The 20,420-nt window shown below is 61.8% G+C and carries 19 protein-coding genes and 1 riboswitch; of the genes, 3 read left to right on the top strand and 16 right to left on the bottom strand.

The features are described from left to right. Positions 1-42 precede the first annotated feature (42 nt). The 7 genes from benB to ACNFBR_RS22055 all read right to left on the bottom strand — a co-directional run bounded on the left by benB (position 43) and on the right by ACNFBR_RS22055 (position 7,686). Positions 43-528: a benzoate 1,2-dioxygenase small subunit gene (gene benB, locus ACNFBR_RS22025; protein WP_416736753.1), complete on the bottom strand. Its 486-nt coding sequence runs from the start codon at positions 526-528 to the stop codon at positions 43-45. Continuing rightward, positions 525-1,883: a benzoate 1,2-dioxygenase large subunit gene (benA, locus tag ACNFBR_RS22030; protein ID WP_416736754.1), complete on the bottom strand. Its 1,359-nt coding sequence runs from the start codon at positions 1,881-1,883 to the stop codon at positions 525-527. The genes benB and benA overlap by 4 nt, the downstream gene beginning before the upstream one ends. Before the next feature lie 170 nt (positions 1,884-2,053). Further along, on the bottom strand, positions 2,054-3,010 hold the full coding sequence (locus ACNFBR_RS22035; RefSeq protein WP_416736870.1) for an AraC family transcriptional regulator: 957 nt from the start codon (positions 3,008-3,010) through the stop codon (positions 2,054-2,056). 223 nt (positions 3,011-3,233) lie between these two features. Further along, positions 3,234-4,289 (bottom strand): GlxA family transcriptional regulator, encoded by a 1,056-nt coding sequence (locus ACNFBR_RS22040; protein ID WP_416736755.1) that lies wholly within the window; start codon positions 4,287-4,289, stop codon positions 3,234-3,236. Positions 4,290-4,429: 140 nt separating this feature from the next. Further along, a complete protein-coding gene (gene proX, locus ACNFBR_RS22045) occupies positions 4,430-5,458 on the bottom strand; it encodes a glycine betaine/L-proline ABC transporter substrate-binding protein ProX (protein ID WP_416736756.1) in 1,029 nt (342 codons plus the stop codon). Between the two features lie 70 nt (positions 5,459-5,528). After that, on the bottom strand, positions 5,529-6,482 hold the full coding sequence (gene proW, locus ACNFBR_RS22050) for a glycine betaine/L-proline ABC transporter permease ProW (RefSeq protein ID WP_416736757.1): 954 nt from the start codon (positions 6,480-6,482) through the stop codon (positions 5,529-5,531). Between the two features lie 43 nt (positions 6,483-6,525). Beyond that, on the bottom strand, positions 6,526-7,686 hold the full coding sequence (locus ACNFBR_RS22055) for a quaternary amine ABC transporter ATP-binding protein (RefSeq protein ID WP_416736758.1): 1,161 nt from the start codon (positions 7,684-7,686) through the stop codon (positions 6,526-6,528). 535 nt (positions 7,687-8,221) lie between these two features. On the opposite strand from ACNFBR_RS22055, the gene ACNFBR_RS22060 reads away from it, so the two are divergent. After that, positions 8,222-9,202 (top strand): LysR substrate-binding domain-containing protein, encoded by a 981-nt coding sequence (locus ACNFBR_RS22060; protein WP_416736759.1) that lies wholly within the window; start codon positions 8,222-8,224, stop codon positions 9,200-9,202. A 16-nt stretch (positions 9,203-9,218) separates the two neighbouring features. Here the strand turns inward: ACNFBR_RS22060 and ACNFBR_RS22065 are convergent, their stop codons facing one another. From ACNFBR_RS22065 to mntP, 3 genes are all read right to left on the bottom strand, one after another. After that, positions 9,219-9,950 carry a hypothetical protein gene (locus ACNFBR_RS22065; protein ID WP_416736760.1) on the bottom strand — a complete coding sequence of 244 codons (732 nt, stop codon included), beginning with the start codon at positions 9,948-9,950 and terminating at the stop codon, positions 9,219-9,221. A 174-nt stretch (positions 9,951-10,124) separates the two neighbouring features. Then, the gene (gene hisN / locus ACNFBR_RS22070; protein WP_416736761.1) at positions 10,125-10,916 is read right to left on the bottom strand and encodes a histidinol-phosphatase; all 792 of its coding nucleotides are present in this window, start codon (positions 10,914-10,916) and stop codon (positions 10,125-10,127) included. Between the two features lie 62 nt (positions 10,917-10,978). Further along, positions 10,979-11,545 carry a manganese efflux pump MntP gene (gene mntP / locus ACNFBR_RS22075; protein WP_264317261.1) on the bottom strand — a complete coding sequence of 189 codons (567 nt, stop codon included), beginning with the start codon at positions 11,543-11,545 and terminating at the stop codon, positions 10,979-10,981. A gap of 2 nt (positions 11,546-11,547) precedes the next feature. Next, positions 11,548-11,725: riboswitch (yybP-ykoY riboswitch) on the bottom strand. Positions 11,726-11,834: 109 nt separating this feature from the next. On the opposite strand from mntP, the gene ACNFBR_RS22080 reads away from it, so the two are divergent. Continuing rightward, positions 11,835-12,725, top strand: coding sequence for a universal stress protein (locus ACNFBR_RS22080; RefSeq protein ID WP_416736762.1), 891 nt, complete (start codon positions 11,835-11,837; stop codon positions 12,723-12,725). A gap of 181 nt (positions 12,726-12,906) precedes the next feature. On the opposite strand, the gene ACNFBR_RS22085 is transcribed toward ACNFBR_RS22080, so the two are convergent. The 4 genes from ACNFBR_RS22085 to ptrR all read right to left on the bottom strand — a co-directional run bounded on the left by ACNFBR_RS22085 (position 12,907) and on the right by ptrR (position 15,873). Continuing rightward, the gene (locus tag ACNFBR_RS22085) at positions 12,907-13,392 is read right to left on the bottom strand and encodes an acyloxyacyl hydrolase (protein ID WP_416736871.1); all 486 of its coding nucleotides are present in this window, start codon (positions 13,390-13,392) and stop codon (positions 12,907-12,909) included. Between the two features lie 232 nt (positions 13,393-13,624). Next, positions 13,625-14,371 (bottom strand): phytanoyl-CoA dioxygenase family protein, encoded by a 747-nt coding sequence (locus tag ACNFBR_RS22090; RefSeq protein ID WP_416736763.1) that lies wholly within the window; start codon positions 14,369-14,371, stop codon positions 13,625-13,627. A gap of 53 nt (positions 14,372-14,424) precedes the next feature. Then, a complete protein-coding gene (locus ACNFBR_RS22095) occupies positions 14,425-14,868 on the bottom strand; it encodes a carboxypeptidase regulatory-like domain-containing protein (protein ID WP_416736764.1) in 444 nt (147 codons plus the stop codon). Between the two features lie 135 nt (positions 14,869-15,003). Next, entirely contained in the window at positions 15,004-15,873 is an 870-nt protein-coding gene (gene ptrR, locus ACNFBR_RS22100; protein WP_416736765.1) for a putrescine utilization regulator PtrR, read from the bottom strand. Positions 15,874-15,980: 107 nt separating this feature from the next. Here ptrR and ACNFBR_RS22105 point away from each other — a divergent pair, with 107 nt between their 5' ends. Continuing rightward, the gene (locus tag ACNFBR_RS22105; RefSeq protein WP_416736766.1) at positions 15,981-17,366 is read left to right on the top strand and encodes an aldehyde dehydrogenase family protein; all 1,386 of its coding nucleotides are present in this window, start codon (positions 15,981-15,983) and stop codon (positions 17,364-17,366) included. Positions 17,367-17,526: 160 nt separating this feature from the next. On the opposite strand, the gene ACNFBR_RS22110 is transcribed toward ACNFBR_RS22105, so the two are convergent. Continuing rightward, positions 17,527-19,437: a hypothetical protein gene (locus tag ACNFBR_RS22110; RefSeq protein WP_416736767.1), complete on the bottom strand. Its 1,911-nt coding sequence runs from the start codon at positions 19,435-19,437 to the stop codon at positions 17,527-17,529. 59 nt (positions 19,438-19,496) lie between these two features. Then, positions 19,497-20,396: a helix-turn-helix domain-containing protein gene (locus tag ACNFBR_RS22115; RefSeq protein ID WP_416736768.1), complete on the bottom strand. Its 900-nt coding sequence runs from the start codon at positions 20,394-20,396 to the stop codon at positions 19,497-19,499. Between the last annotated feature and the right edge of the window lie 24 nt (positions 20,397-20,420).

Raw genomic sequence — 20,420 nt, forward strand, 5'->3', positions numbered from 1 at the left:
CGCGTCGCAGGACGCACCGGGCAGCGCTCGCAAAAACCGGTATCAGATGTGGTAGATGTCGATGACCTGACGCACGTAGTCGTTCTTCAACACCACCTTCTTGGCCTTGATCAGCGGCTGCTCGCCACGCAGGTCGAGGGTGTAGAAGCTGGTGCCGAAGTAACTGTCGGTGGTCTTGTAGCGAAAGCTCAGGGTGTGCCAGTTGAAACGCACCTGGCAGGTGCCCTCGCCCTGCTCGACGATCTCGATGTTGCTGATGTTGTGCGAGGTGCGGGTGTCGGGCACGGTCGCGCTGGAGCGTTCGGTCTTGATACGGAACACGCGGTCTTCCAGGCCGCCACGGTTGCCGTACCAAATCAGCGAGATTTCGCTTTGCGGGTCTTCGGTGAGGGTGTCGTCATCGTCCCAGCTCGGCATCCAGAAGCTGGCGTCACTGGCGTACAGTTCCAGCCACTGGTCCCACTGGGCGTCGTCCAGGTAGCGCGCTTCACGGTAAAGGAAGTCGCGCACGGTTTCATAAAGGCTCATTGCACGGCCTCCACGGGGATCAGACGCTGTTCGTCCTTGAGGGCCTGGATCATGGTGTCCTGCCAATACTTGTGCTGCAGCACGAACAGGCCTTCGTCCTCGGTGCGCACGCCAGACAGCAGCGGTTCGAGTTCGATCTCCTTGGCGGCCTCATCGGCGCCTTCGACCCAGTGTTTGGCACCGCGGGACATGTCGTTCCAGCCAGTGCCGCCGCCGTAACCGGTCTGGCACGAGCGGAACTCTTCCAGGTCGTCCGGGGTGGCCATGCCGCTGACGTTGAAGAAGTCTTCGTACTGGCGGATGCGCTTGGCGCGGGCGTCGGCGCTCTCGCCCTTCGGCGCGATGCAGTAGATGGTGATTTCGGTCTTGTTCACCGAGATCGGCCGGGCAACGCGGATCTGCGAGCTGAACTGGTCCATCAGGTAAACGTTGGGGTACAGGCACAGGTTGCGCGAGTTTTCGATCATCCAGTCGGCGCGTGCCTGGCCGAAGTCGGCGGCCAGTTGGTCGCGGCGCTCGTAGGCCGGGCGGTCTTCGGGGTTGGCCCAGCGGGTCCACAGCAGCAGGTGGCCGTGGTCGAAGGAGTAGAAGCCGCCGCCCTGCTTGGCCCAAGAACCGGCGCTCATGGTTTTGATCTCGTCACCCGCTTCGCGCTGCTTGCGCTGGTTCTGGGTGGCGGCGTAGTTCCAGTGCACGGAGCTGACGTGGTAGCCGTCGGCGCCGTTTTCGGCGGTGAGCTTCCAGTTGCCTTCGTAGATGTACGAGCTGGCACCACGCAGCACTTCCAGGCCTTCCGGCGACTGGTCGACGATCATGTCGATGATCTTGGCCGACTCGCCCAGGTGCTCTACCAGCGGCTTTACATCGGCATTCAGGCTGCCGAACAGGAAGCCCCGGTACGACTCGAAGCGCGCCACCTTGGTCAGGTCGTGGGAGCCATCGCAGTTGAAGCTGTCGGGGTAGCCGGCATTGCTCGGGTCTTTCACCTTCAGCAGCTTGCCGCTGTTGTTGAAGGTCCAGCCGTGGAACGGGCAGGTGTAGCTGGAGCGGTTGCCGCGCTTGTGCCGGCAAAGCATGGCGCCACGGTGGCTGCAGGCATTGAGGAACGCATTGAGCTCACCGTCCTTGTTGCGCGCGATGAAAATCGGCTGACGCCCCATGGTCAGGGTGAGGAAGTCGTTCTTTTCGGGGATCTGGCTTTCATGGGCCAGGTAGATCCAGTTGCCCTCGAAGATGTGTTTCATCTCCAGGTCGAACAGGCGTGGGTCAGTGAACATCTCACGCTTGCAGCGGTAGATGCCTTTTTCACGGTCGTCCTCGAGCATGGCATTGAGGTAGTCGAATCCCAGGGACATGGCCAGGGTCTCCCTTGTTATTGTTTAGACCTGGTCAGGTTAGGGATTGCTATGGGAGCGGAATATCCGGTTTGTGCGCGGTGTTATCCGTTTTGTGCAGGTTATGTGTCTGTCTTGAGGGCCTTTTCGCAGCACAAGGCTGCTCCTACAAGAGCGGGCTTGCCCGCGAATCAGCGCCGATTGCGCAGGGTTTCGGAGGGCAATTCGCCGAACTGCTGCCGATACACCTCGGAAAACCGCCCCAAATGCAGGAAGCCATAGTCCATGGCCAGCTCGGTCACACTGCGTACCGAGCAGCTCGCGTCGCCGAGGCAGGCACGCACCTGCTCCAGCTTGCGCTGACGCACATATTGCTTGGGCGTGGTACCAAGATGCCGGTCGAACAACGCATACAACGACCGCAGGCTCATGCACGCTTGCTCTGCCAGCGCCTCGGCTGGCAGCTCAAGTTTGAGGTTGCGATCGATATATTCGATGATCCGTTCAAGGCTTGCGCCAGGCGAGCCCAGGCGTTCGCGACGGATATTGGTGCTCATCAGAGTCAGCAGCTTACTGGCGACAATCTGGCTGTAATGGCCCTGCACCCTGGGCAGCGAATCGCTCACTTCCGCTTCGTGGCAAACCATCGCCAGCAGGTTCACGAACCCGTCCAGTTCATCCAGCCGATAATGGTTGCGCAGGAACCGCACGCCGCCTTCCGGCCTGTGCCAGCGCTGTTCATCGCAGATCGAGTCCAGCAGCCGGGTCGGTACCTTGAGGATGAACTTCTCACAGTCTTCCGAATAGGTGAGGTCAACCGGGTCATCCGGGTTGATCAACAGCAGCTCACCCGGCACAAGGTGCTGCTCGCGCTTGTGCCCGCGCCACAGGCAATTGCCGTTGAGCAGCACCTGCAGGTGGTAGATGGTTTCCAGCGCTGGCGAGGTAACGCGCACGCTGCCACCGTAGCTGATGCGGCACAGGTCGAGTTCGGCGAACTTACGATGGCTGAGGCTGGCCTGGGGGTGGGTGGTGCGCGATAGGCCGATGCAATGCTGGCCCACATGCTGGTTCACATAATCGGACACAGCATAAGGGTCGGCGTGGTGAAACACGCTACTGCGCTCGCTCAGCAGGCGGCTTTCCATAGGCATGGCACTCGGCATCGTTATTGTTCTGGTCGCCGCGTCCTACTGCCTTGTGGGCTGTGGTTGCGGTCTTCACGGTCATTCTATCGGGCCGGTTGCGGGTCGCGGGGGCAGGCGACAACCGGTGGATGGGCACACTACAGCAAAAAGCCGGGGGTTGGGCAATGCGGCGATGGGATTGGATGGGCGGATAACGGACAGGCTTTGTGCAGTCTGTGTTCGTTTATCGAACAGTATCTTCGTGCTGCCCTGCCCACCCCTGGCTACGGGCACGGTATTGGCGCGGAGCAACGGCAAACAACTCACGAAAGCGCCGGTAGAAATGCGGGAAGCTGACAAACCCGCTGGCCACGGCCACCTCGGTCAATGACTTACTGGTGTGTTGCAACAACTGCCGCGCATGGGTCAGGCGCAGTTCCAGATAGTAACGCGGTGGCGTGGCCTGCACATGGCGGCGGAACAGGCGCTCCAGGTGACGGCGGGACAATCCGGCGTGTTCGGCGATTTCGTCGATGCCAATGGGGTCTTCGATATTGGCGTGCATCAGCTCCAGGGCCAGACGCACACCTTGGGGCAGGCTGGGGTCGATTTCCGGCGCGCTGGCCGGTGCGTCGCTCATTACCCGCGAACGGTCACATGCCAGCATCTGCTCCACGGCCTGGCGCAGGGGTACGCCACCGCACTGTTCAAGCATGGCCAACATCAGGTCCAAGGCACTGCTGGCACCGGCGCAACTCATGCGCCGACGGTCCAGTACATGGGCGTGGCGGCTGATGCGTACCTTGGGGAACAGCTCGCTCATCATTGCCCGGCCATCGGGGTGGAAAGCGCAATCATGGTCGTTGAGCAATCCGGCTTCGGCGAGGAAGTAGGCGCCATTCCACAGGCCTCCCAACTGGCAACCGTGCTGGTCAGCTTGACGCAGCCTGGCACGCAGCAATGGCGCGGTTTCCAGGCGCACGCGGAAGCCGCCACACACCAGCAGGCAGTCAAGGCCATGCACATCCAGGTCCGTGAGCTGGGTGTTGACGGGCAAGGCGATGCCCAGGTCGCTCATCACTTGCACGCCCTCGCCCACCACCTGGATCTGGAACAACGGCGTGGCGCTCATCAGGTTGGCGGTGACCAGGCTGTCCATCGCTGCCGTGAAGGCCATCATCGAGAAGTGTTCGCGCAGGACAAAGGCCACGCGTCGGCACGGCATTGACAGTGAAGTGCGGATGGCAGGGTCCAGGTGGGCCAGGTTGGTGTTCTTGAGGATGCTTTCGAAGTGGCTCATGGTTTCAACTCAACAGCGGAAATCGCATTGGCTTATTCGCGGGCTTGCCCGCTCCCACAGGCCTTGTACAGTTTTCGGAACCTGTGGCGGACCTGTGGGAGCGGGCGAGCCCGCGAACAAGCCAACACTGATGGAACAGGTTACTTGCCGGCCTGGGCCGCTGCGTCACGCGAGGCTTGCAGCCATTGATCAAACTGCTGGCGGTGGGCGGCAACCCATTCCTTGGCATGGCGCTCGATGTCTTTAGGCTTCTTCTCGCCCTGCTGCATCTTCAGGTTCTGGTTGCTCTCGTCGTCGGTGCTGATCTGCACCAGCGACAGGAACTTCAGCGCCGCCGGGTTGTTTTCGGCAAAGTCCTTGTTCAGCACGGCCACCACCTTGTCGATGGCAAAGCCCAGGTTCTTGCCCTGGTAGGTAGTGTCCACGTCGTTATTGCCATCGGGCAGGTCGGTCTTCGGCACTTCCAACCAGACGACGTCCTTGCCTTCGACCAGCACGCTGGCGATCCACTGTGGCACCCAGGTGAAGTACAGGATCGGCTTGCCTTCCTTGTAGCGGGTAAGGGTGTCGGCCATCAGCGCAAAGTACGAGCCCTGGTTGACGGTGACGCTCTGGCCCAGGTCGTAGGCCTTCATGTGGTGGGAAATTACCAGCTCGCAACCCCAGCCCGGGTTGCAACCGGTCATGTCGGCCTTGCCATCGCCGTCGGTGTCGAACAGCTTGGCGATTTCGGGCTTTTTCAGGTCGGTGATGTACTTGATGTTGTACTGGTCGGCGGTTTTCTTGTCGATCAGGTAGCCTTGGGCGACGCCCGGCAGGATGTTGCCGGTCTTGACCATCACATCATCACCACCGGCTTGCTGGTAGAACTTGTCGTGGAGCTTTTCCCACAGGTGCACGGTGAAGTCGGCATCGCCGCTGGCCAAGGCCACCATCATCACACCGTACTCGGTCTCCTTCGGCTCCTGCACCTTGTAACCCAGCTCGCGCAGGCCTTCCATGGCCACTTCGCCGCGGAAGCGCTCTTCGGCTATGGAGGGAAAGATCGGTGTTACCTTCACGCCATCACCCGGTTTTTCCGCCGAGGCCTGGGCGCCCAGCGCAGCGGCCACCAGGGTCAGCGCCGTGGCGCATTTGAGGATGCTGCGGGAGAACTTGGATTCGTGCATCGTCGCTTACCTTCTTCTGATTTTTATCTTCAAGTGCGGCAGATCGAACGTCTCGAAAGTCTTGCTGTGCTCAAGCGGTCTTGCGCCGCCCTTGCGGTTGCGTTACGCCACACAGGCGCATGACGACGCCTACGGGGCCGGTGTGGTACCAGCGCTGGCTCGGGTCGGCACTGGTGCGGGCGCCCATGGCCTGGGTAAGGCGGTCGAGAAAGATCGCCAGCAGCACTAGCCCCACACCGCCGACCGTGGCCAGGCCCATGTCCAGGCGACCGATGCCGCGCAGGACCATCTGGCCCAGGCCGCCGACCGAAATCATCGAGGCGATCACCACCATCGACAGCGACAGCATCAGGGTCTGGTTGAGGCCGGCCATGATGGTCGAGGTGGCCAGCGGCAGTTGCACGCGGGTCAGCATCTGCCGTGGGGTGCAGCCAAAAGCACGCGCGGCTTCGATCTTGTCTTCCGGTACCTGGCGGATGCCCAGGTTGGTCAGGCGCACCAGCGGCGGCAGGGCGAACACGATGGTCACCAGTACCCCGGGCACGTTGCCGATGCCGAACAACATCACCACCGGGACCAGGTAAACGAACGCCGGCAGTGTCTGCATGGCATCGAGCAGCGGGCGGATGATGCTTTCCAGGCGGTTGCTGCGGGCGCAGACGATACCCAGCGGAATGCCGATGACCGCGCAGAAGAACACTGAGGTCAGTACCAGTGCCAGGGTGGTCATCGACTCCGACCACACACCGATCAGGCCGAGCAAAGTCAGGGTGATGAAGCACAGTACCGCCATGCGCTTGCCTGCCAGCTGCCAGCCCAGCAATGACGAAAGGAGGATGCCGATGGTGGGCGGAATGCTCTGCAGGGTGAACTCGATGCCGTTGAGTACCTGGTCGATTGGCCAGCGGATGGCGCGAAACACCTCGCGGAAGTTGTGCACCAGAAAGTTCAGGGTCGCGGTGACCCAGTCGCCCAGGGGGATGGTGGCCGCCTGGAACGGGTCAAGCAGGCTGAATTCGGACATGAGGGCTTACCTCTTCTAGTAAACGCTACGGGCGCTTCTTGGATTAGTTGCGGCTCAGGGTCTGCAGCAGCTCGTTCTTCGACAGCGTGCCCTTAAAGGCGCCCTGGCGGTCGAGCACCGGTACCGGGTATGGCAGGTCGGCGGCAATCGCGAGCACTTCGTGCAGTGGCGTGTCGGTGTACACCGGGCGCTGCTCGTGCAGGCTGTATCGATCACTGGTAGTGGCGCCGTGGGCGTCGGTGTCGACCACGCCCAGCAACTGACCACGTTCGTCGACCAGGTAGCCGAACGGCACGCCGGCCTGGAAGCTCGGGGCCTTGCCGTTGACCTTGCACACCACGGCCGGGTCGAACCTGGCCACATCGCCGGCCTTGAGCACCCGCGAGCTGTCGAAACTCTTGAAGAACGTACGCACGTAGTCGTTGGCGGGCCGGTTGATCAGCTCTTGTGGGGTGCCGATCTGTACCACACGGCCACCTTCCATGATTGCGATGCGATGGCCGATGCGGATGGCTTCTTCGATGTCATGGGAAATGAAGATGATGGTGCGTTGCTGTTCGGCCTGCAGGCGGATGAGCTCGCCCTGCATCTCGCTGCGGATCAACGGGTCGAGCGCGGAGAACGCTTCGTCCATCAACAAGATCGCCGGGTCGTTGGCCAACGCCCGGGCCAGGCCCACGCGCTGCTGCATGCCACCAGACAACTGGTGCGGGTAACTGTGCTCGTGGCCGGCCAAGCCCACCTGGTTCAACGCTTCACGGGCGCGGCTGTGGCGTTCGGCTTCCGGCACGCCGGCAATTTCAAGGCCGAAGGCGGTGTTTTCCAGCACGCTCATGTGCGGCATAAGCGCGAAGGACTGAAACACCATGCCCATTTCCTTGCGGCGCACATCGAGCAGGGCTTTATCGGAAAGCCCGGTAATTTCCTTGCCGTTGAGGTGGATGCTGCCGGAGGTAGGTTCGATCAGGCGGTTGAACAGCCGCACCATGGTCGACTTGCCCGAGCCCGAGAGGCCCATGATGACGAAGATCTCGCCACGCTTGACGGAAAAGCTTGCATCGAACACGCCGACGACGTGGCCGGTCTTGCTAAAGATTTCGTTCTTGTCGGCGCCTTTGCGGAGCATCTCCATGGCCAGGTTCGGGTTGGGACCGAACACCTTGAAGATGTTGTTTACCGAAAGAATCTCATCGGCATGGCTCATACGACCCTCTTTATTATGCTTATTAACCAATCAATCAACATCGCACTTTCAATAAGGCGGGTAGCGATCAGTGCGAGTACGCTTGGCAGTCCGTTCAAATTCGAACGTGAGTCAAAACCGGCACGCAGCATGTCCTGCTTCAAAAAGTTATCCGACATCGATGTCTCGAATGTCGCGCCGTGGCGTTAACGTTAGGCCCAGCGCCAGAGCGGGTCCAACGACATTTGTATGGCGCTAACCATTACCTGAGGTTATCGATTGCGGGCAAAGTGCCGACGCAGAGCCTGCCGGAGTGCGCTTGACTGTAGGAGCAGCCTTGTGCTGCGAAGAGGCCGGCTCATACACTAGGGTTGGGGGCCTCTTCGCAGCACAAGGCTGCTCCTACAATTTGCGGCGCCTGGGCGGGCCTCTTCGCAGCACAAGGCTGCTCCTACAATTTGCGGTGCCTGGGCGGGCCTCTTCGCAGCACAAGGCTGCTCCTACAGAAGACCGCGTGGGCTACACCGGTATCACAAAGGACCTGCACCCTACCGACATGGTCAGACACTCCGAACCCGATCAGACGCTGATCAAGATGCCCTCGCTGCGTGCGGTCAAAGTCTTCGTCGCCGCTGCCAAGTACCAGAACTTCACCCGTGCCGCCGAGGCACTGTGCGTGACCCAGGCCGCAGTGAGCCGGCAGATACGCGAGCTGGAGACCTACCTGGGCGCCGAGTTGTTTACCCGTGTGGGGCGTGCTGTGGAGCTGACGGTGGCCGGTTCGATCTTCTTCGATGCGGTGCAGTTATCGTTCGTCAACATCTCCCAGGCGGCCGAGCGTATCCGCAGCAACACCAACACCAAGCACGTGGTCACCCTGTGCTGTTCACCGGCCTTTGCCGCCTTGTGGATGGGGCCACGCATGCCGAAGTTCTTCGCCGAACACCCGGACATCGACATCAACCTGGTAACCACGCAGAACTTTCTGTCGATGGAGCCCGGGGTGCGCCCGGACATCTACATCACCAAGTTGGGCAAGGTGCAGACAGGCTATAGCTCCCACCCGCTCAACCATGACGTGATCTACCCGGTGTGCACACCGCACTATTTGGCACAGCACCCGGAGGTCGGAACCCTGCAAGGGCTGCGCGATGGCACCTTGCTGAACCTCAGCCCCTATGGCCGTTCACAGGTTGCCGAGCATGTGGACTGGAATGTGTGGCTGGCCTTCCATGACGTCGACCTGAAAAGCCGCGCCAACACCGCACCGCATTTCTTCAATGCCAACGACTACAACCTGTTGGTGCAACTGGCCCTTGGCGGCCAGGGTGTGGCGTTGGGCTGGCACCACTTGGTGGAGCCGTTGGTGGCGCAGGGCCTACTGATAAGGCCAGTGGTAGAGGAACTGGTGCTCAAAGACACGTTCCACTTCCTGGCGTTCAATGAAGACAAGGAGCATGAAGCCAGCTGCCTGCGGTTGCGGGACTGGCTGCTGGACGAGTTTCAGCCGTTGCTTGAATCGTTGCGTAGCCGATGATCCCATTTTTCCCGAGTTACTGCACCGGTAGAAAGTTCATCAGCAGTAGGCTCTGGGCGTAATTCAAGCCAATCCGCCGATACCGCTCATCCAGCAACTCGGCCAACAAATCGAGTCGTGCGACTATCTTGCCAAATTCCACGGCAAAACTCAGGTTGCTGCCCTCCTCCGAGATTTCGTTGGAGAACAGCAGCAACACGCCATTGGCATCCTGTCGCTGGCTGAGCATCCACGTCGCCTTTTCGATATTGCGCGCGGCGTTGTTGATGAACAGCGGGTCGATGGTGTCGGTCATGTAGAACTCGGTACGCCCGCCATGCGCGGTGATCAGCATGCTGCCGATGGCGTAGATGAAGGCGCCGACGCGGTCGCCACGAAATTCCGGGCTCAGGGCGTAGCTCAATGCCGCCAGGTCGCGGCGGTTGCCCAGTTGCGGCAGCGGCTGGCGCTGCTCGATGGCGATGCGGATCTGGCGCTCGGCAGTGGCGGCGTCGACGTAGCCCGACATCTTCCACTGGTTGGGGTTGCGCAGGTACAGCTTGTTCATCAGCAGGTACAGGCTTTGCAAATTGTCGCGCATCGACAGCGTGGCCAGGCGGTCGACACTGGTCTGGAACAGCTCGCTGGGTTTGCCATTGCCGAACTGGCTGAGCATATCGCGGCCCTGTTCCTGCGTGCAGCCGCACAGGCCCGCAAGGGCGCCGGCCAGCAGCAGGCGAGTAAAGAATTTGGGGTGTCTTGCAACCATCGGCACCGGGTCGATATTCGGCGGCCGCCTTGGGAATCAGAGCAGCCTGGCCAAGCATAGAGCCCGGAAATTGGAAAAAGTGCGGTGAAAGCTTGTTCCGGTCTCTCACAAGGACCCTGCTGAACCTGTGGGAGCGGGCGAGCCCGCGAAGAGGCCGGAACAAGCAGCAATAGATCACATGGCGTGACGCAACATCTCCACCACCTGCGCATGCAGCGCCGGGTCACCACAGGCCACGACGCAACCACCGTTCTGCGCCGAGCTGCCGTCCCAGGCCGTAATGACACCACCCGCCCCTTCGACGATCGGCATCAGCGCCTGTACGTCATACGGCTGCAGGCTGGCCTCGACGATCACATCGACAAAGCCCGAAGCCAGCATGCAGTAGGCATAGCAGTCGCCACCATAACGCATCAGCCGCGCCTTGCCGGCAACGGCCTCGAACGCGGCCTTGCGCTCGGCGGTGTCGAACATGTCTGGCGTGGTGCACATCAGCGTGGCCGAAGCCAGGTCGGCACAGGCACGGGTCTGCAAGGGCGTGCCACTGCGCCAGGCGCCTTCGGGAGTGCCGACAAAGCGCTCGCCGGTGAACGGCTGGTTCATCACCCCAACCACCGGGCGCGTGCCGTCGTTCAGGGCAATCAGCGTGCCCCACAGCGGCAGGCCGGTGATGAAGGCGCGGGTGCCGTCGATCGGGTCGAGGACCCAGGTCAGCGGGCTGCTGCCGACGGCCACCCCGGCTTCTTCGCCAAGGATGCCATGCTCGGGGTAACGCGCCTGGATCAACTCGCGCATGGCGTCCTCGGCGGCCTTGTCGGCGACCGTCACCGGGTCGTACAGACGCCCGCCCTTGTCCTCGACATCCAGGCTGGCGCGAAAGTACGGCTTGATCGCCACAGCGGCAGCATCGGCCAACTGCTCGGCGAAGGTACGGAATTCGCCGATCTGTTCAGCGCTCAGGGACATGGGGCAGGCCTCGTGACAATGATGGGGCCAGCATCATACCCGACACGCCGTGCCAGCCGCACTCAAACAGCCGTCAGGTGCTCATACAGGATGGTCGCGCCCACCAGCATCAGCACGATGCCGCCGATGATCTCGGCACGCTTGCCCACCACCGACCCCAGGGCCCGCCCCAGCATGGTGCCGAGGGTGACCATGGTCATGGTCGCCAGGCCGATCGCCGCAGCCGCCACCCAGATGTTCACATCGACGAACGCCAGGCCAATGCCCACCGCCAGGGCATCGATGCTGGTCGCCACCGCCGTCACCGCCAAAATCCAGAAAGAGTGCTGGCTTTGCTTTTCTTCCTCTTCTTCATCCGGTTTCAGGCCGGCGTGCACCATGTGCGCACCCAGTAACAGCAGCAGGAAGAAGGCAATCCAGTGGTCCCATTGCTCAACGTACTGGCTGGCTGCCTGGCCCAGCAGCCAGCCAATGATCGGGGTTATGGCTTCGATGACACCAAAGATCAGGCCGGTGCGCAGGGCTTCGGCCAAACGGGGTTTGTGCAGGCTGGAACCTTTGCCGATGGCGGCCGCGAAGGCATCCGTGGACATGGCGAAGGCGAGGAAAACGAGGGAAATGGGATTCAACGATCAGGCTCCGCCGGGCTACGAGTCAACGACAGCTCCCTGCAGGCCCGGCTTGGCCACAGAAAGGTCGTTGGTCTCGCCAATCCAGCTGGATGCACAGGCCATGGCAGGTTGCCAAATATGTTGACCAGTGCGCCTTCGCTTGGGTGCGAAGGCAGGCTACTCCCCAAAGAGTGCGGCGATGATAACAGCCCTTGGTGAAAAAAGCGTGAACGGCTTTACCAGGCGCACACGGGCTAGACTGAACAGAACCAGGTGACCGGGGGGCTGCCACACGTGGAGGTGTGAGATGAGCCAATTCAAGCGTCTGTTCGTCATGCTCGGCCCGCAAATGCGCCACACGCCAGCGCTGCAACGCGCGGCGGCACTGGCGGAATCCAGTGGGGCCCTGCTGGATATCAACGTGTTCGTCGACGACGTCGACACCTTTGGCTTGATGAGCGATGGCCGCGAGCGCGAGCGGCTGCTCAGTGACAACCGCCAATGGCTGGCGGACGAGGCCGAACAGCTGGGCAATGCCGGCCTGGACGTGTCCACCGAGCTGTTGTTGACCCGTGACCCACTGGGTTCCGTGCTGGAGCGGGTCGAACGGCTGGGCTGCGACCTGCTGATCAAGGATGTACAGCACGAACCGGTGCTCAAACGCCTGCTGGTCACGCCATTGGACTGGCAGTTGCTAAAGGACAGCCCGGTCGCCGTGCACCTGGTCAGCGACATCCGCCTGCCCCTGCCTCGGCAAGTCGCCGCCGCGGTGGACTTGAACAGCCATGGCGCAGGCGAGCACCTGGACGAGCAGGTGATCCACTGTGCACATGCCTTGGCCCTGCAGTGCAACGCCGAGCTGCACCTGCTGCATGTGTGCGACGCGGCCAAGACCCACATTGCCGACTTCGGTGCTGGCACGGTGACCATGCCCGGTTTCGAGGGCAGCGTGCGCACTGCGCAGCGAGCAGCGTTCAACCGCCTGGGCGACCATCACCAGATCCCGCTGGAACGCCGGCACTTCCTGGAAGGTGCAGCGATCAAGGCCATTGCCCAGTTCGTCGGCCACAGCCGGGCCGATGTGATCGTGATGGGCAGCCACCGGCATGATGCGATGCAGACATTCCTGGGTGGGACCACGGCGCATGTGCTGGAGCATCCGCTGTGTAACGTGCTGGCGATCAAGGCCGTGCGCTGAATGTGGGTATGCCTGAACAGGTCTCGCGAAACATCCAGCTCGCCAGATTATCTCGGTAATGTGTAGGAGCAGCCTTGTGCTGCGAAGTGGCCCGCATGCCAGAAGCGCAGCTGTGGCAACAAAGGCCTCTTCGCAGCGCAAGGCTGCTCCTACAGGTACCGGGCATAGCGTTGAGCCTGGCTCAGAAACCTTTGCTGTAGAACAGCGAGTACGACTCGATCCCGTCGTTAGGCTGCTTGAGCCCGGCGTTGGAGTAGTGCATCGCGCGGATTCCCACCTTCTGCTCGCCCGGCAACTTCAGCCCAAAACCGATACGGTCTTCGAAGTTGACCGAAGAGCCCAGGCGCTGATTGCCCACGTCGGTCTTGGAAAACGCCGCCAGGCCAATACCCGCCTCGATGTACGGTGTGTAGGTGAAACCGCTGAACTCATACGTGAATACCGGGCTGAATGACAGCGAGTGCGCACCACTGGCGTCACCGCCCTCCCAATAGGTGTAGGCAGCATCCCAGTAACCGGTGACATAGCCGGTACTGCTTTCCAGCCATTTCTTGTCCCAGTCGAACGAAAGGCCAATGCGGTAGGTCATATCGCCCTGGCCTGTGGCACCCACGGCACCGGACACCTGCGCGGCCTGGGCCAGGTTGGCCCCTGCAAAGGCCAGCATTGCAGCGGCCAGCGAAGCTGCGAGACGGGTTTTCATCAACGACTCTCCTGATGGTCTACACGGCAAGCGGGGGCTTAGGCCCCTCGATCTTTTAGGGTGGACCGGCGCATCCAGACCGGTCACACGAAGTAATAGTTTTTTGATTATTGTCCAGATAATCAGAAAGTTGAAAGTGTATTGCCACTATTGGCTAAATCGCTTGCTTAAGATGTGCCCTGCCGTGCACAACGCTTCAGTCGTATTCCGCCTCTTCATGTTCACCCAGCAAGCGCCTTTGCCGGGGTGTAGCTTCCTCCAGCACTTGCGGGTTGAAACGCCAGTTCAAGTACGGCGAGAACTTCTGCGCGACCATGCGCCGGCCATAGTGCACCTGCAGCATGTCGCGCTCGCGGGCCTGGCTGCAGTTGGCCCCGCCGCTGTGCCAGACATCGCTGCGAAACACCAGCGCGTCGCCCGCCTTGCACAACACTGGCTGTGCTTCACGCCCCTGCCAGTGGTCCTCCCCTGCCTGGGGTGGCCGCGCCGCGCGGTGGCTGCCGGGTACGATCCAGGTCGGCCCGATGCCGTGGTCGATGTCGCTGAGGTACAGCTGCGCAGTCAGGATCTGTGCGGGTTGGGTGAAGTCGCCTTGCGCGCTTAGCCAATCGGGCAGCTGCATGGGCAGATGATCCAGGTGCAAGGCCATGCCTGGGTAACCCGGATGGCTGCGCCAGGCAGTTTGCCCGATCACATGGCAATCAGCGCCGAGCGCCGCTTCAGCCAGTGTTATCACAGGCGGCAGATCGAGAAAGGGCAACCACAACGGGTTGCGATTGAACACGCACTTGTAGTGTTCCAGCAGCCCCTGGTAGTCCCAGTGAATCGGCTGCAGGTCATCGATTGCGCAGCGCAACAAGGCGATACGCAGGGGTTCGAGCACACCGGGGAGCAACACATAGCCCCGCTCGTCCAACATCGCCAGTTGAAGGTCCAGGCTCATGGCTATGTGCTCCATCAGGGCAGGAGTACATCTGTACCCCTGCCGTTATTCCATCAACGCCAGTTCAGGCTCACGGTTGTAGGGGCCTTGCCGTTCACGGTCACCAATTGCTGCACCGTCTCACCCTGGGCGTTGCCAGTGATTTTGTACTTGCCAGGCGGCAGCTGCACATACAGCAGCGGCCCGGCATCCGTGACGCTCAGTACGGGCTGGCCCTGTGCGTTGTGGATATCGACTGAGGCCCCGCTCTGGAATTTGCCTTCCGGACCCGTGGAAAGTTCTACATGCAGGTCATAGCCGGAAGTCTTGCGCAGTGCATTGGCTTCATCCTGGCCAATACCGCCTTGCACGTAGTGCACACCGTTCTGTTCCTGCGGTTGCAGCTGAACGGCCTGCATGTCGATGGGGGCATTGAGGTCGGCGGCGGCCGCCAGGGTCCATGGCAAGGCCAAGGTAATCAGCAACGCGGCGCCGAGTGCATAGTGATGGTTACGCATGGTACGACCCTCATTTAGAGGATGGCTTACCTATTATCTGATCCTCCGGGGGGGGTTGGTGTTCGTGGCTGATGCATGGTCGTCACCGTGACATTCGGCACTTATTCATGAAGCAAAGATAAATTTATCTATTAATCAGTAGGTTACTAGACCTTCCTCAAGCAGTTTCACAAACATACTCAAGCTGCGCGATACCGTGCCCCGTCGCCATACCAGCCAGGTTTTCAGGTAGCGGAAATCTTCCGACATGGGCCAGGCACTCACGGTGCTGCACCCCGGCATATTGTCGAGCATGCTGCGGGGCATCATGGCCAGCCCAGCGCCGGCACTGACGCAGGCCAACATGCCGTGGTAGGACTCCATCTCGTGGATCTTGCCCGGTACTGCCTGGTCCTTCACGAACCAGTTTTCGAAATGATGGCGGTACGAACAGTTGGCTCGGAAGGCGTAGATGCTTTCGCCGTTTACGTCCTGGGCGCGTGTCACCGGTGCATGGTTGAGCGGGGCAATGACCATCATCTCTTCCTCGAACACTGGCATGCCTTCCAGTGTCGGGTGCAGCACCGGCCCGTCGACGAACGCGGCCACCAAGCGGCCAGACAGCACCCCTTCGAGCATGGTCCCGGAAGGCCCGGTAGACAGGTCCAGGTCAACCTTGGGGTAGCGCTGGTTGTAGGCTGCCAGCAAAGCCGGGATGCGCACCGCCGCAGTGCTTTCCAACGAGCCGAGGGCAAAGGTGCCCTGTGGGTCTTCACCCGCCACTGCCAGCCGCGCCTCGTGCACCAGGTCAAGAATACGCCGAGTGTATTCGAGAAAATTCCAGCCCGCGGGTGACAGCCGCAGGCGGCTCTTCTCGCGGATGAACAGCTCCACACCCAGGTCTTCTTCCAGCTGCTTGATGCGCGTGGTCAGGTTCGACGGCACCCGGTGGATGTGCTGCGCGGCGGCGCTGATGCTGCCCTGCTCTGCCACGGCTTTGAAGATCTCCAGTTGCACCAGGTCCACAGCCTTTCTCCAAACGTGAATGTTTCGCTCATTATTATTCAGTTTTCATTAAAGCCATAGCCCACTAGTCTGGCGCCACTGATTAACAACAACGAGAGTGTCCCGCCATGAGCGCGATCAGCAGCCTGACCCACGCCATCTCCCTCGACCCGTACAGCGGCGAGCAGATCGGCGCCTACCCGTTCGACACCGACGCCGCACTGGAAGCGGCGCTGCAACGTGCCAAGGTTGGCTACCGCCAGTGGCGCCAGGTGTCGCTGGGTCAGCGCAGCGAGTACTTGCTCGCCCTGGCCAACACCCTCGAAACCAAGGCCGAAGCCTTCGCGCAAATGATCAGCCGCGAAATCGGCAAGCCAATCGCCCAGGCACGCGGTGAAGTCAGCAAGTGCGTGGGGCTGTGCCGTTGGTACGCCGAACACGGCCCGGCCATGCTTGCAGCCGAACCGACCCAGGTGGAAAAAGCCCGCATCGAATACCGCCCGCTGGGCCCGATCCTGGCGGTAATGCCGTGGAACTTCCCGGTCTGGCAGGTACTGCGTGGCGCCGTGCCGGCGATTCTGGCGGGCAACACCTACGTGCTCAAGCACGCACCGAACGTGATGGGCAGCGCCTACCTGATGGGTGAGCTGTTCAAGGATGCCGGCCTGCCCGAAGGCGTGTTCGAAGTGCTGAACGTGACCCCGGATGGCGTCACCCGCGCCATCAACGACCCACGTATCGCCGCCGTGACCCTGACCGGCAGCGTACGTGCCGGCATGGCGATCGGTGCCCAGGCCGGTGCCGCGCTGAAGAAGTGCGTACTGGAGCTGGGTGGTTCCGACCCGTTCATCGTCCTGGCCGACGCCGACCTGGATGCCGCCGTCAAGGCTGCGGTGATCGGCCGCTACCAGAACACCGGCCAGGTCTGCGCCGCCGCCAAGCGCCTGATCGTGGAAGCGAGCATTGTCGAGGCGTTCACACGCAAGTTCGTTGAAGCCACGCGCCAGCTGAAAATCGGTAACCCGCTGGAAGACGACACCTACATCGGCCCGATGGCGCGCTATGACCTGCGCGACGAGCTGGATGGCCAGGTCCAGGCGACGCTGGCCGAAGGTGCCACCCTGCTGCTGGGCGGCAACAAGGTCGAAGGCGTGGCCAACTTCTACGCCCCCACTGTGTTCGCCAACGTTACCCCGGACATGACCGCATTCAAGCAGGAGCTGTTCGGCCCGGTGGCAGCGATCATCACTGCACGCGATGCTGATCATGCCGTGGAACTGGCCAACGACAGCGAGTTTGGCCTGGCCTCGACCATCTACACCGCCGACTACGCGCTGGCCGAGCGCATGACCGCCGCGCTGGATACCGGTGGCGTGTTCATCAACGGCTACTGCGCTTCCGACCCCCGCGTGGCGTTTGGTGGCGTGAAGAAGAGCGGGTTTGGCCGTGAACTGTCGCACTTTGGTGTACGTGAGTTCACCAATGCCCAGACCGTGTGGCTGGATCGCAACTGATGTTGTGAATGGGGCACAGGTACAGCGCATGCCTTCTGGTCGGCGCCGTACCTGTAGGAGCAGCCTTGCGCTGCGAAGAGGCCGGCAAGGCTAAAGATCATCTTCGGCTGCAATGGCCTCTTCGCAGCACAAGGCTGCTCCTACAGATTCCTCGCATGCCTTATACCCGAACCTGGTCCTTGACCCAGTCCAGCATCCCTCCCGGCACGATCAACTCATGCCGCGCCCGCGAACAGGCGGTATACAACCCCGCCAGCATCCGCGCCCGCTCATTGCGGTTCCCCGCCACCAGGGGCGCGACCATCAGCTCCGGCGACACCATCACCCGGGCAAACTCCATGTTCTTCACATCCCTCACCCGCCCCAGAAACAGTTTCGGCGCCTTGTCCCAGCGGTAACGGCTCTTGGCCTTGGCAAAGTGCTCTGGCGTATAGCCCTTGCGCAGCATGCTGGCCACCGCCAGAAACGCTTTGTCGTCACCCTTCTCCTGCTCCAACGCCTGCCAGCTGGGATAACGGAACAGCATCGGATGGCGTGCCCGAGTGCCGTAGCGGTACAGCTCGATACAGTCCTCGACGAACAGCTCGAAGTCCTTGCGTGCGCTTTTCAGCAGGATGAACGGTACGCCTTGATGCGTCAGGCGCTGGAACCAGCCAAACAGGCCCCATTCGTCATCGACGATCAGCGCCGTGGGCTGCTGCGGCACCGTCACCGTGTCGAAGAAGCTGACCCGGGTGTAATGCTCGGCACTGCCACTGAAGGCTGCCTGGATTGCCGCCGGGTGCGCCTGGATCAGCGGGTTGAGCACATTGTCCATCGCCGGCCCGGCACGCAATGAGTGGTCGATGCAGCGTTGGCGGATGAAGCTGCCATGGTGCGGGCTGAGGCCGTTTAGGTTCTGCAGTTCGTCGCCCAGGGCGATGATCGACTGCGGGCTACGATCAAGCACGGCAAGCATCGGTGCCGACAGCTCGTGAGCCTCGTCGACGATGACGTGGGTGTAGCGGCTATCGATCACATAGTCGGTCAGCGACAGCAACTTGACCCGGTGATAGTCGCGCACCGGCAGCTGAATGTCCCGCGCGGACGGGCGAATCAGCTCCTGCCAATACAGGCGCGCCTTTTCCAGCAGCACCTCCTGATCCAGCGGCGAGGTGCCAGGCCCGGCCCAGGGCAAATGGTGCAACTGCAACTGGGTATCGGCACTGTGGCAGAACGTGCGCACCGCGCGGACGCACAAGGCAACCACGTCGCGCGCGGCCAGCGGGCCGATGTCGGGGATAGCCAACCAACGCACCACCTGCGCATCCTGCGGGCGCCATGACAACTTGGTGCGATACGGGTCACGCAGGCGCCAGCCGTTGCTGGTGAGGTCGCGGTTGAGCAGCTCGTCAGCCAGTTGACCGAAGGTCAGCGCGGTGTACGCGGCAGCGTCCTTGACGCGCGCCTGCAGGGCGCGCAACTGGCCTTCGGTCAATGCCAGCAGCAACGTGCGCTGTGGCTCCAGCAGGCGGGCGAACTGGTGAATCAGAAAGGTCTTGCCGGTACCGGCAAAACCCTGCACGGCCACCGACTCGTCGATGCCACTGAGGAATTCGCGCAGCAGACGGTTCTGCTGGTCGCTGAGCAGCAGATCGCTGGCCAACGACGGCAAGTACACCGGGTGCAGCGGGGTGGCCCGTTGGCGGTAACTGTCGGCGAACTGGAAGTTCCACTGGCCCTCGCCATCGAGCAGCTCGACGGCCTGGTACTCCACTTCGGCCGACAGCAACCCAATGCCATTTTCGCCGAGCATGCCCAGGCCCATGGCGAACGCTTCATGATCGAAGTGCTGCGCCACCTGGCCCTGGAATCGCCCAGGGGCGACGCCTTCGACTTCGTTGGCAAGGCGCACGATTTCGGCAAAACGGCGCTCCTGCGCGTCGGCCGAGGCGGTGGTGGGCTGGCGTGGCAGGTTTTGCACAAACAGTACCGCGGCGGCATCAAGAATGCTGGCAGCAGCGAAGAAGTCGGTATCGGGCGCGCTGGCGAGGCGGTCGGCCTGGTCGCTGGGCAAAGGCAGGTAGAACATCGGCACCTCGGGTGGAAACAGGGCGGCACGATAGCAACTTTCAGTGGGTAATGCTGGGTTTAACCCCTGCCCCGCTTCAATGTCTCGCTCGGAAACTCCTTGAACAATTGACGGTAACTCTCTGAAAACCTTCCCAAATGCCAGAATGACCAGCGCATCGCCACCTCGGCCACGGTCACCCCGCCCCCGCGCAAAAGATCGCGCCGAGCACCGTTCAGCCGGCGCAAGCGCAACCAGTGCGCAGGCGGCATGCCGGTGAACGCTTTGAACGCCTGCTGCAACTGGCGCAATGAGACCTTGGCTACCGCCGCCAACTCCACCAGGTTCAGCGTCTCTTCCGGGCAGTCGGCCGCCCATTCGCTGACCCGGCGCATGATCGCCCGCTCCTCGTCACGCCGCCCCAGGGCCACGCCCTGCAAGCGCTGGCAGGCGTTGTCGAGTATGAACAGGCAGTCCTCCAGCAATTGTTCTGCCAGGGCTTGCCCCTGCAGCGGGCAACCGGCCTCGCCCAGCCGGGTCAGCGTCGCGCTCAGCCAACTGCCGAACAACGCATTCTGCCCGCTACCCAACGGAACCATGAACAACCCTTCCAGCCGTTGCGGGTCTAGCCCATGGCGGGTCAGGAAGGCCTGGTCGAACACCACCGCCACTTCCTGGTAGTTCTCCGGCGTGATCCAGATATTGCGGCTTTGTTCGTTCAGCAAGTACAGGCTGTTCTCGCTGCGGTCGAAGCAGAATGCCAGGGAACCGCTTGGCGCACGGAAGAACTGCTCTACCCGGGTGTTGAGCCGTTCTTCGTAAACCTCCACACCGTCGAGCCCCAGGCAACGCAGCTCACCGCTGAAATGCCCGGGAGACATCTGCCGGTACTGTTGCTGCCAGCCAGGGGTGGCGCGCACCAGCTCGGTGACATCGGTGGTATGGAAAGCCTGGACCTGCAACGCATTGGCGGTTGTCACGCATCGTCCTGTATGCACTCTTTT

Source organism: Pseudomonas sp. NY11955 (assembly GCF_048068035.1).
Lineage (GTDB): Bacteria > Pseudomonadota > Gammaproteobacteria > Pseudomonadales > Pseudomonadaceae > Aquipseudomonas.

Bases quoted from the DNA above. Each gene is read 5' to 3' on its own strand.
- ACNFBR_RS22090 (WP_416736763.1), bottom strand. From the start codon at position 14,371: ATGAGCCTGGACCTTCAACTGGCGATGTTGGACGAGCGGGGCTATGTG.
- ACNFBR_RS22095 (WP_416736764.1), bottom strand. From the start codon at position 14,868: ATGCGTAACCATCACTATGCACTCGGCGCCGCGTTGCTGATTACCTTG.
- ACNFBR_RS22055 (WP_416736758.1), bottom strand. From the start codon at position 7,686: ATGAGCCATGCCGATGAGATTCTTTCGGTAAACAACATCTTCAAGGTG.
- ACNFBR_RS22065 (WP_416736760.1), bottom strand. From the start codon at position 9,950: ATGGTTGCAAGACACCCCAAATTCTTTACTCGCCTGCTGCTGGCCGGC.
- ACNFBR_RS22080 (WP_416736762.1), top strand. From the start codon at position 11,835: ATGAGCCAATTCAAGCGTCTGTTCGTCATGCTCGGCCCGCAAATGCGC.
- ACNFBR_RS22035 (WP_416736870.1), bottom strand. From the start codon at position 3,010: ATGGAAAGCCGCCTGCTGAGCGAGCGCAGTAGCGTGTTTCACCACGCC.
- proX (WP_416736756.1), bottom strand. From the start codon at position 5,458: ATGCACGAATCCAAGTTCTCCCGCAGCATCCTCAAATGCGCCACGGCG.
- ACNFBR_RS22060 (WP_416736759.1), top strand. From the start codon at position 8,222: ATGGTCAGACACTCCGAACCCGATCAGACGCTGATCAAGATGCCCTCG.
- hisN (WP_416736761.1), bottom strand. From the start codon at position 10,916: ATGTCCCTGAGCGCTGAACAGATCGGCGAATTCCGTACCTTCGCCGAG.
- ACNFBR_RS22085 (WP_416736871.1), bottom strand. From the start codon at position 13,392: ATGCTGGCCTTTGCAGGGGCCAACCTGGCCCAGGCCGCGCAGGTGTCC.
- ACNFBR_RS22040 (WP_416736755.1), bottom strand. From the start codon at position 4,289: ATGAGCCACTTCGAAAGCATCCTCAAGAACACCAACCTGGCCCACCTG.
- ACNFBR_RS22110 (WP_416736767.1), bottom strand. From the start codon at position 19,437: ATGTTCTACCTGCCTTTGCCCAGCGACCAGGCCGACCGCCTCGCCAGC.
- benA (WP_416736754.1), bottom strand. From the start codon at position 1,883: ATGTCCCTGGGATTCGACTACCTCAATGCCATGCTCGAGGACGACCGT.
- benB (WP_416736753.1), bottom strand. From the start codon at position 528: ATGAGCCTTTATGAAACCGTGCGCGACTTCCTTTACCGTGAAGCGCGC.
- proW (WP_416736757.1), bottom strand. From the start codon at position 6,482: ATGTCCGAATTCAGCCTGCTTGACCCGTTCCAGGCGGCCACCATCCCC.
- ACNFBR_RS22105 (WP_416736766.1), top strand. From the start codon at position 15,981: ATGAGCGCGATCAGCAGCCTGACCCACGCCATCTCCCTCGACCCGTAC.